Raw genomic sequence first — 16,194 nt, forward strand, 5'->3', positions numbered from 1 at the left:
TCCCCGGGTCGGGTGGTGCGAGCGGAGGCACCGGCAGGAGACCTGCCCCCTATCACGCACACCACTATACCCGCGTTTGCCACTAGCCAGCGTGTGCAATTATTGTTGATGCGTGTAAGGCGCTTGCGCATCTTTTTCTCGGCACGTCAAAGGACCCTCGTCATGCCGCTCGCACTGCTGGCCCTGGCCATCGGGGCCTTCGGAATCGGCACCACGGAATTCGTGATCATGGGGTTGCTGCCCCAGGTCGGAGCGGACCTCGGAGTGTCCGTACCGACGGCCGGCTTCCTGGTCACCGGCTACGCCCTCGGCGTCATGATCGGCGCACCGATCATGACCGTCCTCGGTACCAGGATCTCCCGCAAGAACATGCTCATGCTGCTCATGGGCCTGTTCATCCTCGGCAACCTCATCTCCGCCGTCGCCCCGGTCTTCGCCGTCATGCTGATCGGCCGCGTGGTGGCCTCGCTGGCCCACGGTGCCTTCTTCGGCATCGGCTCCGTCGTCGCCGCCGAACTGGTGGCGCCGGAGAAGAAGGCCGGCGCCATCTCGATGATGTTCACCGGCCTGACCGTGGCCAACGTCGTCGGCGTGCCCCTGGGTACGTACGTGGGCCAGAGCGCCGGCTGGCGGGTGACCTTCCTGATCGTCGCCGCCCTCGGCGTACTCGGCCTGGCCGGTGTCGCCAAGCTCGTACCCGACGTGCCCAAGCCGGCGGGCGTGCAACTGCGGCACGAGGCCGCCGCCTTCAAGAACACCCAGGTCATCCTGGCCATGGCGATGACGGTCCTCGGCTTCGGAGGCGTGTTCGCCGCGATCACCTACATCGCGCCGATGATGACCGGGGTCGGCGGCTTCGCGGAGTCCTCCGTCACCTGGCTGATGGTGGTCTTCGGGCTCGGCATGGTGGCCGGCAACCTCATCGGCGGCCGTTTCGCGGACCGCAAGCTCATGCCCATGCTCTACACCGCCCTGGGCGGCCTGGCGTTGGTCCTGCTGCTGTTCACCTTCCTGGCCTCCGGCAAGTCCGCATCCGTGGTCGCCGTCTTCCTCATCGGCGCGCTCGGTTTCGCCACCGTCCCGCCGCTGCAGAAGCGCGTCCTGGACCAGGCCCACGGCGCGCCGACGCTGGCCTCGGCGGCCAACATCGGCGCCTTCAACCTGGGCAACGCCCTGTCCGCCTGGCTCGGCGGCCTGGTGATCTCCGCCGGCCTCGGCTACACCGCGCCCAACGCCGTCGGGGCCGTCCTGGCCGCTGCCGCTCTGGTGCTGGCCGTCGTCTCGCACCGGCTCGAACTGCGGCGCCCCCGCACCACCGTGGCCGCCGATCACGGCGCCGCTCCCGTCGCGGCCGGAGCCGTCCGCTCCTGATCCCCCGTACCCGCGCCACACCGGCCGCGAATCCCCTCCCCATTCGATACAAGGAAGTTCCCATGAGCACCACCACCGTGGCCCCGCTGACCGCCACCGACGCCGACACCCTCGTCCTGGCCGCCCGCCGCGCCGCCGAGGAGGCGGGTGTCCCCGTCAGCGTCACCGTCCTCGACGCCGGCGGCAACCTGCTGGCCTTCCGTCGCGACGAGCGCGCCGTGCTGATCTCCGGCGAAACCAGCACGGCAAAGGCGTACACCGCCCTGCAGTTGAACGCGCCGACGGCCGACCTGGTCGACCTGGTCAAGCCGGACGGGCCCTTCCACTCCCTGCCCACTGCGCTGGGCAAGCCGCTGCTGTTCATCGCCGGTGGCGTGCCGATCCACCGCGACGGGCAGCTCGTCGGCGCCCTCGGCCTCGGCGGTGGCGCCCCCGAGCAGGACCACGGCTTCGCCCGGACCGCCCTCCGGGCCCTCTGACCCATCCCTTCAACGGACCGGCGGTGGCCGGCACCGGCCGGCTACCACCCACTCCGTCCCCTGGCACCACAGCACCGAAGAAAGGCCCCCGATGACCTCCGTACCGAACGTGACGCTCAACAACGGCGTGACCATGCCGCAGCTGGGCTTCGGCGTCTTCCAGGTACCCGACGAGGAGACCACCGCCGCGGTCGCCAGCGCCCTGGAGGCCGGCTACCGCAGCATCGACACGGCCGCGATCTACGGCAACGAGCGCGGTGTCGGCAAGGCCGTCGCCGCCTCCGGCCTGCCCCGCGAGGAGCTGTTCGTCACGACCAAGCTGTGGAACGCCGATCAGGGCCACGACCAGACCCTGGCCGCTTTCGACGCCTCGCTGGACAAGCTCGGCCTCGACCACGTCGACCTGTACCTCATCCACTGGCCCACCCCGGCCCGCGACCTGTACGTGGAGACCTACCGGGCGCTGGAGAAGATCGTGGCCGACGGACGTGCCCGCGCCATCGGCGTCTCGAACTTCCAGATCCCGCACCTGCAGCGGCTTCTGGAGCACACCGGAATCACCCCGGCCGTCAACCAGGTGGAGCTGCACCCCGGCCTCCAGCAGACCGCGTTGCGCGCCTTCCACGCCGAGCACGGCATCGCCACCGAGGCGTGGAGCCCCCTGGCCCAGGGTGCGGTCCTCGGGGACGAGGCGATCGTGCGAATCGCCGAAGCGCATGGCGTAACCCCGGCACAGGTCGTCCTGCGCTGGCACCTGCAGACCGGCAACATCGTGATCCCCAAGTCCGTCACCCCCGAGCGCATCCGGCAGAACCTCGACGTCTTCGGCTTCGCGCTCACCGACGCCGACCTGGCCGCCCTCGCGGGCCTCGACCGGGGGCTGCGCACCGGCCCGGACCCCGACACCCTCAACTGACACCGAACGGTCCCGGAGCGCCCGTCCACACAGGACGGGCGCTCCGGGACGCGCACACCTTCGCAGCAGCTCCCTAGCCTCCAAGAGGGGAACGCTTCATGCAGATCGATCTCTCCGGCCGTACCGCTCTGGTCACCGGCTCCACCCAGGGCATCGGCCACGCCATCGCCACCGGCCTGGCCCGCGCGGGTGCCCGCGTCGTCGTCAACGGTCGCGGCGAGGAGCGCGTCGCGGACGCCGTCCGCACCGTAAGTGCCGACTCCGGCAGTGACGATGTCATCGGCGCCGTGGGCGACCTGGCGACGGAGCGGGGCACCGCTGCCGTACTGGAGGCCGCGCCCTCGGTCGACATCCTCGTCAACAACCTCGGGATCTTCGGCTCCGCCCCACCGCTGGAGATCGACGACGCCGAGTGGCGCCGCTACTTCGAGGTCAACGTCCTCTCCGCCGTCCGACTCATCCGCGCCTACCTGCCCGGCATGAAGGAACGGGGCTGGGGGCGCGTCCTCAACCTCGCCAGCGACTCGGCCGTGGTCATCCCCGCCGAAATGATCCATTACGGCATGACGAAGACCTCGCTGCTCGCGGTCAGCCGCGGGTTCGCCAAGGACGCCGCCGGCACCGGCGTCACCGTCAACTCCGTCATCGCCGGACCGACCCATACCGGCGGCGTCGAAGGGTTCGTCCGCGAGCTCGTCGGCGACGAGCTGCCCTGGGACGAGGCGCAGCACGAGTTCATGGTCAGGTACCGCCCACAGTCCCTGCTGCAGCGCCTCATCGAGCCCGAGGAGATCGCCAACCTGGTCGTCTACCTCGCCTCGCCCCACGCCTCCGCCACCACCGGCGGCGCCGTGCGCGTCGACGGCGGCTACGTCGACTCCATCCTGCCCTGAGTCGGGCCCCGGCCACAGGGCGTTTCCGCAGCTCGCGACGGCCTGGGGGCGCTCTCCGCATTGCTCCCGAACGCTGCTAATGCGCGCTTGCATTAATCGGCGTCTGCAAGTATCTTCGTTTGCAGGCAAGGCCGCGAAAGGGCGCATGGGGGAGGCGCCGAGCGGCCACCACCCACGCACAAAGGGAACCCCTGATGAGCCTCACCCACCTGCTGCCCGGTTCGCTGGGCTTCGGCACCGCCCCCATGGGCAACATGTTCCGCGCCATCCCCGAGGACGAGGCGCAGGCCACCCTGCAGGCCGCCTGGGACCAGGGCATCCGCTACTACGACACCGCCCCGTTCTACGGCGCGGGCCTGGCCGAGATACGACTCGGCCAGATGCTGTCCCAGCAGCCGCGGGACTCCTTCGTCCTGTCCACGAAGGTCGGCCGGGTCATCCACGACGAGGTCGAGGACCCCGCCACCCGCGACCTGGGCGAGAAGGGCGGCCTCTTCGAGCACGGCCGACCCAACAAGATGACCGGCGACTACAGCGCCGACGCCACCAAGCGCTCCATCGAGGACAGCCTCAAGCGGCTGAACACCGACCGGTTGGACATCGTCTGGGTGCACGACATCGCCCAGGACTTCCACGGCGACCGCTGGCTCGCCCAGTTCGAGACCGCCCGCACCGGTGCCTTCCGGGTCCTGGACGACCTGCGCGACCAGGGCGTGATCAAGGCATGGGGCCTGGGCGTCAACCGCGTGGAGCCCGTCGAGCTCACCCTCGCCCTGGACGAGCCGCGCCCCGACGGATTCCTCCTGGCCGGCCGCTACACCCTGCTGGACCACCGGCAGGCGCTGCAGCGGCTGCTGCCCGCGGCACAGGAGCAGGGCGTCGACATGGTCGTCGGCGGCCCCTACAGCTCCGGCGTCCTGGCCGGCGGTACCCACTTCGAGTACCAGGAGACCCCGGCCCACATCCTGGAGACCGTCCGGCGCATCCGGGAACTGGCCGAGCGGCACGGCGTGTCCGTCAAGGCGGCCGCGCTGCAGTTCGTTCTCGCCCACCCGGCCACCGCCGCCGCGATCCCCGGCGCCACCCGCCCCTCCCGCATCGCCGAGGACCTCGGCGCCCTGCGCGAGGAGATCCCCGCCGGCTTCTGGCACGACCTGCGGGAGACCGGTCTGCTCGACCAGGCCGCCCCGCTCCCGGCCGGCGCCTGACCGGCCCGTCCCCCCCCGCAACACCCCAACCCCGCGCACGAAGGACCCCACCATGGCATCCACTTCCGTGAGCCGCGTCGTCCATGCCTCCCCCGAGGCGGTCTGGAACCTGATCGGCGGCTTCCACTCCCTGCCCGGCAGGCCGGAGGCCGCCGAGGTCCAGTGGAGCGGACGCTTCGTCCCCGAGGGCGTCAGCGACGAGGAGGCCGAAGCCCTCTTCGCCGGCATCTACCGGGACGGCCTCGACGCCCTGGCCGCGGCAATCGAAACGCGCTGACCGAGGGCCTGTGCCATCCCGCCACAGGCCAACCGCCCGCGCGGCCTTCCCCATCGCCGGCGGATCAGCAACATCACCCGGACCACCGGTCTGGGTTTTCATCGAAGGCCGGGCAGGAAGGATGCCTCGATCCGCCGTCGGATCCACCAGGTGGAGGAGGAAGGCAGACGATGGCCTCAGACGAGCTGTTCGCGCTGGATCAGGTGACCGTGCGGCGTGGTCGTGCGGTGCTGCTGGACGAGGTGACCTGCCGGCTCTCCGCGGGGGTGTGCACCGCGCTGATGGGACCGTCCGGGGCGGGCAAGTCCACCCTGCTGCGGCTGCTCAACCGGCTGGAGGAACCCACCGCCGGCCAGGTGCGCCTCCACGGCCGCCCCCTCCCCGACGGCGACGTCCTCGCCCTGCGGCGCCGGGTCGGGCTGGTCGGACAGCAGCCGGTCCTGCTCACCGACCACGTGCCGGACGAACTGCGCGTGGGCCGCCCCGACCTGACCGAAGGCCAGGCGCGGACGCTGCTGGAGCAGGTCGGCCTGCCCGCCGCCATGCTCACCCGCCAGACGGCCGGGCTGTCCGGCGGCGAGGCCCAACGCCTCTGCCTGGCCAGGGCGCTCGCGGTCGGCCCCGAGGTGCTGCTGCTGGACGAACCCACCTCAGCGCTGGACGCGGCCAGCGCCAAAGCCGTCGAGCAAACGGTGCGCCGCCTGGTGGCCGCAGGGCTGACCGTCATCCTGGCCAGCCACAACATCGCGCAGGCCCGCCGGATCGCCGACGAGGTCCTGGTGCTGCGGGCCGGGAAACCGGTGGCCCACGGAGCCGCCGCGGACATCGACTACCTCAAGGAGGAGTCATGAACCCCGCCGTCCCCACCTGGGCCGGAGTCGCCGCTTCGGCCGCACTGGTCCTGCTGGCCGTGGCGGTGGCCTGGCACGGTCGGCTGCGCCTGGCCCGTGACATCGCCATCGCCGCGACCCGCGCCGGTGTCCAACTGGCCGCCGTGGGAGCGGTGTTGCTGCTGGTCTTCCAGCACACCGGCCTGGTCGGGGCGAGCGGCTGGCTCGCCCTGATGGTGCTCGTCGCCGGCCAGGTCGCCGCCCGCCGCGCCCGGGGCCTGCCCCGCGCGCTGCCCATCGCCACCGCCGCGATCGCCGCCGGAGCCGCCGCGACGCTCGGCGCCCTGCTCGCCCTCGGCGTGATCGCCGCCCAGGCCCGGGTGGTGATCCCCGTCGGAGGCATGGTGGTCTCCGGCGCCATGCAGGCCACCGCCCTGGTCCTGATCCGCCTACGGGACGAAGCCCGCACCGCGCGGCCCGCCATCGAGGCCCGCCTCTCCCTCGGGCTGCCGGCCACCGACGCCTTCGCGCCCTACCTGCGCACCACCCTGCGCACCGCGCTGATCCCGGCCGTCGACTCCACCAAGACCGTCGGCCTGATCAGCCTGCCCGGTGCGATGACCGGCCTCATCCTGGCCGGCGTCGACCCGTTCACCGCCATCCGCTACCAGATCGTCGTGATGTACATGCTGCTCGCCGCAGCCGCCCTCGCCTCGCTCACCGCCGGCCGCCTGGCCGAACGCGCCCTGTTCGACGACGCCCACCGGCTGCGCCCCCTCACCACCGAGCCCCGGCGGGAACGCGCATGACGGACACCCAGCTCCGTTCGCCTACGTCCACGTATGCTCACCGCGGGCTGTCCGGGCTGTCCGGGCCACAGTCGACACCGCCTCAGGCTCCCGGCAGGGGAGGGGCGTCTGCTCGACAACCACCGCTGACTGCACGCCCGTACGCGCTGCTCAGGCATCGACAACGCCTCCCCGTCGGGGCGGAACCTGGCCGCTACGCCCTGCCCTTGGAGCGGGCCAGATGCCTCCAGCCGTCGCCCGTGGCGAACGCCGCCACCAGGTCGGCGCCGCGCGCCGCCAGAAGGCGCCGGCGCTCCCAGCGCGAACGCGGCCGGACGCTTCCCCGGGTGCCCTGCGGTGGTTGCGCGAGAGCGGTGAGGCGCCGACCGGCCTGGGCGAGGTCTGCCAGGATGCGTTCCCGATGGCGCTCGTTGCGCGCGCTGCGCAGCGCGGTGTACAAGCCCTCGATCTCTGCCACGGCCGCTCCGACGTGCAGATTGGTGCTGCCTGTCGACGACATCCCGCCCCCCGTCACGTATGACCTCCTTGATACGAGCTATGAGCCGACGTGGGAGACACTTGCCCAACTGCGCAACCCTGCAACCCTGATGGGTGACACGAAGACGTGTGGGGAGCGTTCCGCCGGATGTCCTTCTTGTGAACACCGAGCCGTCTGCCGATTTGTCGACTGGTCCGGGTCCGGGTATCGGGGAGCGATGAGGAGGCCGTGACGCCACGTTGACGGGGGTGGTGTGGTCTGCCGAAGCGAGGGCGAGGGATCAAGGGTGTCGTTGGCCTGCCCGGCGGCCGCGGGCCGGGTTAGGGTGTTTGCATGGATGCGCAAGTCGGGGCGTGGGATTCAGCCGGTGCGGAGCGGGCGATCGCGGTTCTCAAGGCGGTGGCGGATCCGACGCGCTACCGGCTGTTGTGGGCGTTGAGCCGACAGGAGTTTCCGGTGGGGAGCCTGGCGGAGATGGCGGGCGCCCATGTGGCCGCCATCTCCCAGCACCTTGCCAAGCTGAGGGCGGCGGGGCTGGTGGTGTCCCGCCGTGAGGGGACACGGATCTACTACCGGGCGGCGGGACCGCATGTGCGGGGGCTGCTGGAGGAGGCGGCCCTGGTGGCGTCGGCGCCGTCCGGAGGCGGGGCGACGGGTGACGCGGACGAGGCGGTGGAGGCCGCCGCCGCGGAGCAGCCGATACGGGCGGTTCGCCCGGTGCGGGCCCGGCGGCCCGTGACCGAGCAGTAGCAGCGGCCGCTAGCCGGCCTTGTCCGGTTCGACCCGGCGGTATTCGCGGGGGCCTGCGTCGTAGGCGTAGAGCTCGGCGTAGCGGCCCCAGTCGGTGGCGGTCTCCAACTGCTCGTCGACCTGTTCGCTGGTGTAGTGGTGGGCGAGCAGGTCCCGGAAGAAGCCGGCCCGGAGGGTTCCGTCGGGATTCTGTTGCAGGCTGGTGGCGATGAGCCGGACGAGGGGGAGGTCGGCCGCGGCCTCGGCGAAGATCTGCTTGGAGTGCTGAACGTCGGCGCCGGCGAACGCGGTGCCCCGTTCGGTGAGGACGAGGTCGTCCTCGCTGATCTTGCCGAGGCCGAGGAGTTCGAGCGAGTCGACGAGGGGGAGAACGTCGTCGATCTCCAGACCCAGCTCCTCGGCCAGGTCGGCCAGGTCGCAGGCGCCGCCGCGGTGGGCGACCATCTCGGCGAGGCCCGAGAGACCGTCGACGCTGGCTTGCGGCAGCGGGGTGTTGCCGACGGTCCGCTTTTCGGATTCGGGGGTTTCGGTGCGGCCCGGGAGACGGGTTTCCTTGGGGCGGCCGGTCATGGTGCGGTAGACGCGGTCGATGAGGCCCTCGAAGCCGGTGGAGTCGCGGTCGCGAGGGCGATCGAGGGCGACGTCGAAGGTTTCCCGGATGGTGCCGGGCCGGGAGCCGAGGACGATGATGCGGTCGGCCATGAGGACGGCCTCTTCGATGTTGTGGGTGACCACGACGATGGCGCGGGTGGGGAACTGGCCCGATTCCCACAGCTCCATCAGCTCGCCGCGGAGGTTCTCGGCGGTGAGGACGTCGAGCGCGGAGAAGGGCTCGTCCATCATCAGGACGTCGGGTTCGACGACCAGGGCGCGGGCGAAGCCGACGCGCTGGCGCATGCCGCCGGAGAGCTCCTTGGGGTAGGCGGTCTCGAAACCGTCGAGACCGATGAGGTCGATGGCCTGGAGGGCGGCCTCGGAGCGCCGGTCTGCCGGGACGCCGCGCGCTTCGAGGCCGAGCTCGACGTTCTGCTGGACGGTGAGCCAGGGCAGCAGCGCGAAGGTCTGGAAGACCATGGCGGTGCCCGGGTTGGCGCCCGTCAGGGGCGTGCCCCGGTACGCGACGGTGCCGGTGCTGGGCGGGATGAGGCCGGCCAGGCAGCGCAGCAGGGTGGACTTGCCCGAGCCGGACTTGCCGAGCAGGGCGACGATCTCGCCGGCGCGGACGGTGAGATCGATACCGGAGAGGACGGGCAGTTCGCCGTCGGCGCCCGCGTAGGACTTGGTGACGGCCTCGGCGGTGAGCAGGACATCGCCGTCGGCTGCTCTCGCCGGCCGGTACGCGGCGGTGGTGCGGCGGGCGCGGAGGTTGCGCAGCGTGCTCAGCAGCATGGGACGTCCTCGCTGGTTCGGGCGGTGGCTTCGCCGGGGCGGTCAGGTGGTGTAGCGGGTTTCGGCGAGCCGGTGGAGTCGGCGCCAGAAGAGGCGGTTGAGCCCCACGACGTAGAGGCTCATCACGGCCACGCCCGCGAGCAGGTGCGGATAGTTGCCGTCGGCGGTGGCGTGGGAGATGTAGGCGCCCAGGCCGGTGGCGGTCAGGGTGGTGGTCCCGAAGGGAACGATCTCGGAGACGATCGAGGCGTTCCAGGCACCGCCGGAGGCCGTGATCCCGCCGGTGACGTACGAGGGGAAGATCCCGGGCAGGATCAGCCGTCGCCACCGCTGCCAACCGCGGACGCCCAGGTCGTCCATGGCCTCGCGGAGGTCGGTGGGGATGGACATGGCTCCCGCGATGGTGTTGAAGAGGATGTACCACTGAGCGCCCAGGGCCATCAGCAGCACACCGCCCACATCGAGCGAGAGCCCGGTCCTGAGGAAGAACCACACGGCGAGCGGGAAGAGGAAGTTGGCCGGGAAGCTCGCCAGGACCTGCACCAGGGGCTGGGCGATGCGGGTCAGTCTCGGGGAGAAGCCGATGTGCACACCGATGGGCACCCAGACGAGGGTGGCCCCCACCACGACCACGATCACCCTGGCCAGGGTCGCCAGGCCCAGCAGCAACGGTTCCCCGAAGACCCCCAGCCCGCTCCGATCGCGGAGATAGCCCAGGAGGTCGGCCAACCCCCACAGGATCAGGCCGCCCGCGACGACGGCGAACGCGATGTCGCCGGTACGCCGGTGGCGCGGGGAAACGGTCAGGGGCCGGTCGTCGATGCCGAAGATCCGCCCCGCCCGGGCCAGGCCGCGCCCGAGCGGGCGCAGCAGGCGTCCGAGCAGGTGGGGCCAGTGAGAGCGGCGCAGGAAGTCCAGGATGACGCTGCGCTGGATCTCGCTGGCCTCGGACTGCTCGTACTTGAACTTCTCGATCCAGGCGGTGAGCGGTCGCCAGAAGAAGAAGTTGACCCCGACGACCATCACGGTCATGGCCAAGATGGCCCAGCCGATTTTCCCGAGGTCGCCGTCGATGATGGCCGCGCCCGCGTAGGAGCCGATGCCGGGGAGCGCGAAGTTCTTGTTGCCGACGCTGATGGCCTCGGAGGCGACGAGGAAGAACCAGCCGCCGCCGAAGCTCATCATCCCGTTCCACACCAGCCCGATGGCCCCGGCCGGCAGCTCGACCTTCCAGAAGCGCATCCACCGCGTGAAGCGGAACGAGCGGGAAAGCTCGTCCAGTTCGCGGGGGAGCGAGGTCAGCGAGTGGTAGAACCCGAAGGTCATGTTCCACGCCTGCGAGGTGAAGATCGCGAAGATCGACGCACACTCCAGACCCACCATCGAGCCGGGGAACAGGGCGACGAACCCGGCCACCGCCACGGTGAGGAAGCCGAGCACCGGCACGGACTGGAGGATGTCCAGGGCCGGGATCAGGATCCGTTCCAGGCGCCTGCTGCGGGCTGCTGCCAGGGCGTAGACGAAGGTGAAGACGGTGGAGAGCGCGAGCGCGACGAACATCCGCAGCAGACTGCGCGCAGCGTAGTAGGGCAGTTGCCAGGGGTCGGTGTCGATCTTGGCGGACTGGCTGGTGGAGAAGCGGACGGTGGTGCCCTGGCCCACCCGCACGGTCATGTACAGCAGGACCAGCACCGCGGCCGCCACCGCGATGTCGACCCAGGTCATACGGGACATCCGGCCTGCCAGCCGCGACGGCAGCGACTTCCGCGAGACGGCCGGACTGGTCCGGAACGACGACATGACAGCAACCTCCGACCGCACGGTGGACATCGATGCTCTCGCACGGCGCCCCGGGCGGGCACGCCGGCGGCGCGAGTGAGGGAAATGCGCCCCGGTAGGGGGACGGGCCAGGCGGGCGCGCAACGCCCGCGCCACGTCGCGCGAGGCCGGCGCGGCGCTGCCGCCGGGCGGCACCGGGCGAGGGTCGGGAGGCGGGGCGGTCCTGGGCGTGATGGGGCGTCAGCGGTTGCCGGCGAGGCAGCGCGGACTGGGTGGGTCGTCGCCCATGGCTGCCTCCCTTCGGCGCCGGTTGCTCGGGCCCTGGGGCCCTGGGGCCCGTCCGTGAGGGAGGGGCCTGAACGCGAGAAGTGTGCCCGTTATTGCATCAATGTGCAAATATGGAAGGGGTGGTTGCGTGGTTTCCGTTGCGGTCTCCGGGACCCGGGCAAGGTTGCGCCAAGTAGTTGCGTCGATATGCAAGTAGAGTGCACACTCGTAGAGGTTTACGAAGGGCACCTCGTTCGGTGAGGCGTCTTCACGGACACAGGCCACTGACCCCACGACGTCGAGAGACGCCCAGGGTCAGGACAGGTCTCCCCGGCCTAAGGGGTGACCCCAAGTGGCTACCCCGCCAAGGGGGTTACGCCGTGGAGTGCCAAAGCTCTGACGAGTTGGGGTGAGCCGGCCGCATGCGGTCCGGTCCGCTCCTTGCCGGTCCGTCACGGCGCTCGGGCGCCCCAGCCGGGAGGAGGCGAGAGACATGGATGACCATTGCAGTAGTCCGGGCCACAGTCGGCCCCGTACCCACCTGTCCTCGTTGACCTCCGGTACGCGGTAACCACCTCCCCTGCGCGTCCGCGCATCACAGACCTCGTACGTCACCCGTGCGGCACCACGCCGCCTCGGGTTCTCGTGCTGCCCGCTCGCAGGGGGGATCGCTGCTGCGTGCCCCAATCCTCCCCCGGACGGGGGGCCGGGAGGCTGTCATGACCGACCTGACCACCACCAGCACCACCACCCCACCCGTTCCGGCACCCCGCACCGCCGTGCTCGACGACGCCCACGTCGGCGACATCCGTGGCGCGCTCGGCACCATCAAGCTGGACGACAACGCCCCACGAACGGGACTGTCCGCCAAACTCAAGACGCTGCTCGCGATCGTCGGCCCCGGCCTGATCGTCATGGTCGGCGACAACGACGCGGGCGCCGCACCTACCTGCTGGCCGCCATGATCCTCGTGATCGTCCGCATCGTGCAGCTCGCCGTCGCCCACTGACGTCCCCGGGCGGCGGTCACCTCACCGCCGCCGCCCGGGGCACCCTGCGGGCTCGCCGCCGCACCGGCCCGCGGCATTCCCGACCACACCCGTTCACCGCTGCCCGGCCGTGCCCACGGCTTCAGCACGCGTGGCCCCACGGAGGTGTCCCCATGTCCGTCCTCACCACCCTCGCCATCCGCCGCCCCGAGCACCGCGCGGCCCTCACAGCCGCGTTCGCCGTGCTGGCCCGAGCCTCCCGGCGGATCACCGACGGCGCCCTCGACAACACCGTCCTGCAGGGCCTCTCCGCCGAGGGGACGGCCCCTCGACGGGTACCGGCGCCCGGCGCCGACACCACCTGCGCGCCCACTGGCACACGATGACCGGCCCCGACGGCCGGCGCCACATCGAAGCAGTCTGGCGCCGGACGTCCTGACCCCGTCGACCCAGCGCCCTCGGCACAAAGGAGAAGCCAAGATGTCCTTCCCCACCAACCTGCTGCTCAACTCCGTCGAGAGGCTCGCCGCAGTCTCCCCGAACACCACCGGAGACGGTACCCGGCGCGGTGTCGCGCACGTGCAGTGCGACACCCCGGCCGCGCCACGCGTCCGGGCCCGGCTCGCCCAGGCGTTCACCGGTCCGGACATCCAGCTGACCGACCTGGCCGGCCGGAGCGGCACGGCCGACACGACTCATCTGGAGGCCGCCTTCGCCACCCACGGGCCGGTCACCGCCGCCCTGACCCAGCTCCTCTCGCTGGTGTGGCTGGAGCCCGCCGTCAGCAGCCTGCACTGGCACCTGGACCAACACGAGGCAGCCCACTGCGACCGCACCGACACGCCCCAGGCACCCGTCCACACCGTGCAGGACCTCGTGGTCGACCTGGGCTGCCGCTGTGTCTCCGTCGACGGACGGCGGATCCGGTTGACCGGTATGGAGTTCGAACTCCTCGCTCACTTCATCGCCCACCCGCAGCGGTTCTTCAGCCACGACCGGCTGATGGAACTCGTCTGGCAACAGTCCGCCCCATATGCCCGGCAGACCCTCGCCAGGCACGTCACCGCCCTGCGGCAGAAGCTCGGAACCCGCTACGGAGCCATCATCACCACGACGCCGGACGGCTACCTGTGCGACCCCACCGCACCGGCGCTCTGAACCCGGTGGGCGGCGCAGCGGGAGGCTACGTCGCGTCGATGTCCATGGGTGGGTGCCTGGGCGGTGTGCCTTGTGCGTCCTTCGTCAAGTTCACTCGGGGCGGCGCTGCTTCAGGTGCCGCGGTGGCATCCGCCGGGCGGCGGACCGCTTCCACGACCGCGGCCAACTCGGCCCTCGGGTCCAGGGCGTTGCGGATCTCCTCCAGAGGCAGGGCGTCGCCCTCCAGGAGATGCTTGCGCACGAATGTCTTCGGGTGGAGGTCTTCGAACTCGAAGTCCTTGAACTGCGGCCCCAGTTCGGAGCGGATCTCCTGCTTGGCACTGTCGGACGCCGCCCGCACCTTGCGCAGGAGATCCGCTGTCTTCTGGATGAACTCCGGCAGTTTGTCCGGGCCGAAGAGGGCTACGGCGACGACTGCGATCACGGCCAGTTTCACGAAGCTCAGATCGCCGAACATGCAGCACTCCCCGCATCCGTCGCCGTCCGGGCGCCCGACCGCCGTCGAACGTCCGCCCGCGCCAATATTTCGTCAGTTGCGCAACCAATGAAATCATGGCGCGGGCCCCGAAGGCTTCCAGGCCCGGTCTACGGCCGTGGCCGCCTCGGTGTCGCCTTGTTGTACGTGCCCCTCGGGCCGGGGACGTTCGCCGTCACCCGGCCGTCCTCGGCGAGCACCACGATGGTGTCGCCCTCGCCGAGTGACAGCGGTGCGGTCTTGGAGGGGTTGAGGACGACCCCGTAGGTCGGTGGTTCGTCGCTGTGCCGGGCGAGCCGGTAGCCGATGGCGGTCTCTCCGCGCTGCCGGGCGGCCTCGATGACGGTCGCGAAGTTCGCCGTGGTGCCCGGGGTGAGATAGCTGGTGGCCGACTTGAGGTAGATCTCCGAACCTTCCGGGTCGAAGAGGTCGGTGAACACGGCGTGCAGGTCGCGGTCCTCGGTGAGCTGGGTCAGCAGAAGGCTGATGATCTTGGTGCTGACGATGAAGTCGTCCGCCTTGGTGACCTGGGCGATCTCGCGGTTGGCGTCGCTGTTCATCTCGGTGACGATCGAGTACGGATGGGTGGACCGGAGGGCGATGTCGCGCAGGTGGAGCAGGGTCACCAGGGTGCGGTCGTCGGAGCGTTCGGGGGCGATGTCGTCGTCGGTGAGGACGATGATGTGGCGGTAGTGGTCCAGCCCCAGGGACTCCAGGGACGGCCGGAGGGTCGGCTCGCAGAGCTTGTATCCCACCGTGAGGTTCTCCAGCTGGTCCCGGAAGTCGTCGGCGGGGCGCCGCGAGGCCGCGATGTCGATCAGTGAACCGGGCTCCACCAGGCGGTCGAGCAACCTGATGATTTTGGCGCCCCGGGAGTTCCAACCGATGACAAGGGTGCGGTCGGAGACCGGCGGCCGGTCGGCGGGCGGGGCGATCGCCGGCACGACGATGTCCGGGCGGGTGTCCGCCAGCCGGATGAGGATGTCGTCCTCGGCGACCACGAGCACCTGGTCGTCGCGGCCGATGACGGTGCCCATCGGGGGGTTGATGAGGGTCTCGCCGTCGGCTCTGCGCAGGCCGACCGGAATGCCGAGGTCGAAGCGGTTGAGGGCTTGCCCGTAGGTGGCGCCGGCCAGCGCGGTCGCGGCGTACGGATAGAACTCGTTGCCGACGAAGCTGAGCAGTTCGTCGAAGACGGTGGACAGGCCGGACTGCCGGTGCGACTGCACGATGAGGCGGACGGCGATGTCGTCGGCGTCGATCACCAGCGCGTCGTCGCCCGCGGCCAGTCGGGCCGCCGCCAGGTTCGGGGAGTTCTGCACGGCCGCCACGATGTTCGGGCGGGCCCCCTTCCATCGGCGGCTGTTGAGGAGCAGCAGCACCTTGATGACGTCGGTGTCGCTGTCGTCCCCGACCGGCGGCAGCACCATGATGGACTTGGCCGCGTCCAGGCTCACCAGTTCCAGGTCGGCACGCTGGAGGGGACTTCCGGAGCGGCAGATCACCCGCGTGCGACCGGTCTCCGGGATCCGTCGGCGGATCTCGTCCTCCATCGCGAACTTGTCACGGTCGGCGAGGATCACCACACAGGAGCGCCGTTGGCTCTGGTTGGCCTCCACCAGCTCCGCGATGACCGTGAAGACCTGTTCCGACCAGCCGAGCACGATGGTGTGCCCGTGCTCGATCAGCCGTGACTTGCCTTTGCGTAACTCCTGGATCCTGGTTTCGAGGCCGGTGGTCAGCACACCGATGAGGGCGCTGACGATGAAGATCCCGCCGATCGTCACCGTCAGCATCAGGCCCAGGAACACCGGCCCACCGGTGTCGCCGCCCATCGTGCCGGGATCGAGGGTACGCAGCAGGCTCATCCAGGCCACGCCCGGCCAGCCGCCGTTCTTCTCGGTGTCCGAGTCGGTGAAGACCACCACCAACACGGTCACCACGGCGATCAGCGCGACCGAGGCCAGGCCCAGCCAGCCGATCAGGGCCGGCGTCCCCCGGTCCATCGTGCCGTCGAACCAGTACCGCAAGCGGTCCCGTAGTCTCGCACGCACTACAGAAGACCTTCCCCTCCCTCGATGTGGCCGCCGTACTCCTGCGACCTCGTCAAATCTACTGATACAAAGT

At 70.5% G+C, this 16,194-nt stretch carries 16 protein-coding genes, 1 pseudogene and 1 riboswitch; of the genes and pseudogenes, 12 read left to right on the forward strand and 5 right to left on the reverse strand.

Annotated features, from left to right (window positions below; all coding sequences use genetic code 11):
• Positions 1–162: 162 nt before the first annotated feature.
• The 8 genes from MOV08_RS42155 to MOV08_RS42190 all read left to right on the forward strand — a co-directional run bounded on the left by MOV08_RS42155 (position 163) and on the right by MOV08_RS42190 (position 6,783).
• Entirely contained in the window at positions 163–1,371 is a 1,209-nt protein-coding gene (locus MOV08_RS42155) for an MFS transporter (RefSeq protein ID WP_275311453.1), read from the forward strand.
• Positions 1,372–1,433: 62 nt separating this feature from the next.
• Positions 1,434–1,850, forward strand: a complete 417-nt coding sequence (locus MOV08_RS42160) for a GlcG/HbpS family heme-binding protein (RefSeq protein ID WP_039639549.1) — start codon at positions 1,434–1,436, stop codon at positions 1,848–1,850.
• Between the two features lie 91 nt (positions 1,851–1,941).
• Complete coding sequence (locus MOV08_RS42165) at positions 1,942–2,766, forward strand: aldo/keto reductase (RefSeq protein ID WP_039639551.1); 825 nt, start codon at positions 1,942–1,944, stop codon at positions 2,764–2,766.
• Between the two features lie 98 nt (positions 2,767–2,864).
• Positions 2,865–3,659, forward strand: coding sequence for an SDR family NAD(P)-dependent oxidoreductase (locus MOV08_RS42170; RefSeq protein ID WP_275311454.1), 795 nt, complete (start codon positions 2,865–2,867; stop codon positions 3,657–3,659).
• 194 nt (positions 3,660–3,853) lie between these two features.
• Positions 3,854–4,867, forward strand: a complete 1,014-nt coding sequence (locus MOV08_RS42175) for an aldo/keto reductase (protein ID WP_275311455.1) — start codon at positions 3,854–3,856, stop codon at positions 4,865–4,867.
• A 52-nt stretch (positions 4,868–4,919) separates the two neighbouring features.
• Positions 4,920–5,144: an SRPBCC family protein gene (locus MOV08_RS42180; RefSeq protein ID WP_275311456.1), complete on the forward strand. Its 225-nt coding sequence runs from the start codon at positions 4,920–4,922 to the stop codon at positions 5,142–5,144.
• A gap of 170 nt (positions 5,145–5,314) precedes the next feature.
• A complete protein-coding gene (locus MOV08_RS42185) occupies positions 5,315–5,995 on the forward strand; it encodes an ABC transporter ATP-binding protein (RefSeq protein WP_275311457.1) in 681 nt (226 codons plus the stop codon).
• Positions 5,992–6,783 (forward strand): ABC transporter permease, encoded by a 792-nt coding sequence (locus MOV08_RS42190; protein WP_275311458.1) that lies wholly within the window; start codon positions 5,992–5,994, stop codon positions 6,781–6,783. Before MOV08_RS42185 ends, MOV08_RS42190 begins: the two co-directional genes overlap by 4 nt.
• Before the next feature lie 193 nt (positions 6,784–6,976).
• Here the strand turns inward: MOV08_RS42190 and MOV08_RS42195 are convergent, their stop codons facing one another.
• Entirely contained in the window at positions 6,977–7,240 is a 264-nt protein-coding gene (locus tag MOV08_RS42195; protein ID WP_229922033.1) for a hypothetical protein, read from the reverse strand.
• A 354-nt stretch (positions 7,241–7,594) separates the two neighbouring features.
• On the opposite strand from MOV08_RS42195, the gene MOV08_RS42200 reads away from it, so the two are divergent.
• Complete coding sequence (locus MOV08_RS42200) at positions 7,595–8,011, forward strand: ArsR/SmtB family transcription factor (RefSeq protein WP_275311459.1); 417 nt, start codon at positions 7,595–7,597, stop codon at positions 8,009–8,011.
• A 9-nt stretch (positions 8,012–8,020) separates the two neighbouring features.
• Here the strand turns inward: MOV08_RS42200 and MOV08_RS42205 are convergent, their stop codons facing one another.
• Together MOV08_RS42205 and MOV08_RS42210 are read right to left on the reverse strand one after the other, a co-directional pair.
• Positions 8,021–9,400: an ABC transporter ATP-binding protein gene (locus MOV08_RS42205; protein WP_275311460.1), complete on the reverse strand. Its 1,380-nt coding sequence runs from the start codon at positions 9,398–9,400 to the stop codon at positions 8,021–8,023.
• A 42-nt stretch (positions 9,401–9,442) separates the two neighbouring features.
• Positions 9,443–11,200, reverse strand: coding sequence for an ABC transporter permease (locus MOV08_RS42210; RefSeq protein WP_275311461.1), 1,758 nt, complete (start codon positions 11,198–11,200; stop codon positions 9,443–9,445).
• Between the two features lie 488 nt (positions 11,201–11,688).
• Positions 11,689–11,862: riboswitch (M-box (ykoK) riboswitch) on the forward strand.
• A gap of 303 nt (positions 11,863–12,165) precedes the next feature.
• On the opposite strand from MOV08_RS42210, the pseudogene MOV08_RS42215 reads away from it, so the two are divergent.
• From MOV08_RS42215 to MOV08_RS42225, 3 genes and pseudogenes are all read left to right on the forward strand, one after another.
• A pseudogene (locus MOV08_RS42215) lies at positions 12,166–12,396 on the forward strand (manganese transporter); the annotation flags it as partial.
• 211 nt (positions 12,397–12,607) lie between these two features.
• Entirely contained in the window at positions 12,608–12,820 is a 213-nt protein-coding gene (locus tag MOV08_RS42220) for a hypothetical protein (RefSeq protein WP_275311462.1), read from the forward strand.
• A 94-nt stretch (positions 12,821–12,914) separates the two neighbouring features.
• Complete coding sequence (locus MOV08_RS42225; protein ID WP_275311463.1) at positions 12,915–13,592, forward strand: winged helix-turn-helix domain-containing protein; 678 nt, start codon at positions 12,915–12,917, stop codon at positions 13,590–13,592.
• 25 nt (positions 13,593–13,617) lie between these two features.
• On the opposite strand, the gene MOV08_RS42230 is transcribed toward MOV08_RS42225, so the two are convergent.
• Positions 13,618–14,049: a sec-independent translocase gene (locus MOV08_RS42230; protein ID WP_275311464.1), complete on the reverse strand. Its 432-nt coding sequence runs from the start codon at positions 14,047–14,049 to the stop codon at positions 13,618–13,620.
• Positions 14,050–14,177: 128 nt separating this feature from the next.
• The gene (locus MOV08_RS42235) at positions 14,178–16,121 is read right to left on the reverse strand and encodes a CASTOR/POLLUX-related putative ion channel (RefSeq protein WP_275311465.1); all 1,944 of its coding nucleotides are present in this window, start codon (positions 16,119–16,121) and stop codon (positions 14,178–14,180) included.
• Between the last annotated feature and the right edge of the window lie 73 nt (positions 16,122–16,194).

Origin of the sequence: Streptomyces yunnanensis, from assembly GCF_029011865.1 — a bacterium.
GTDB classification, from domain to species: domain Bacteria; phylum Actinomycetota; class Actinomycetes; order Streptomycetales; family Streptomycetaceae; genus Streptomyces; species Streptomyces yunnanensis.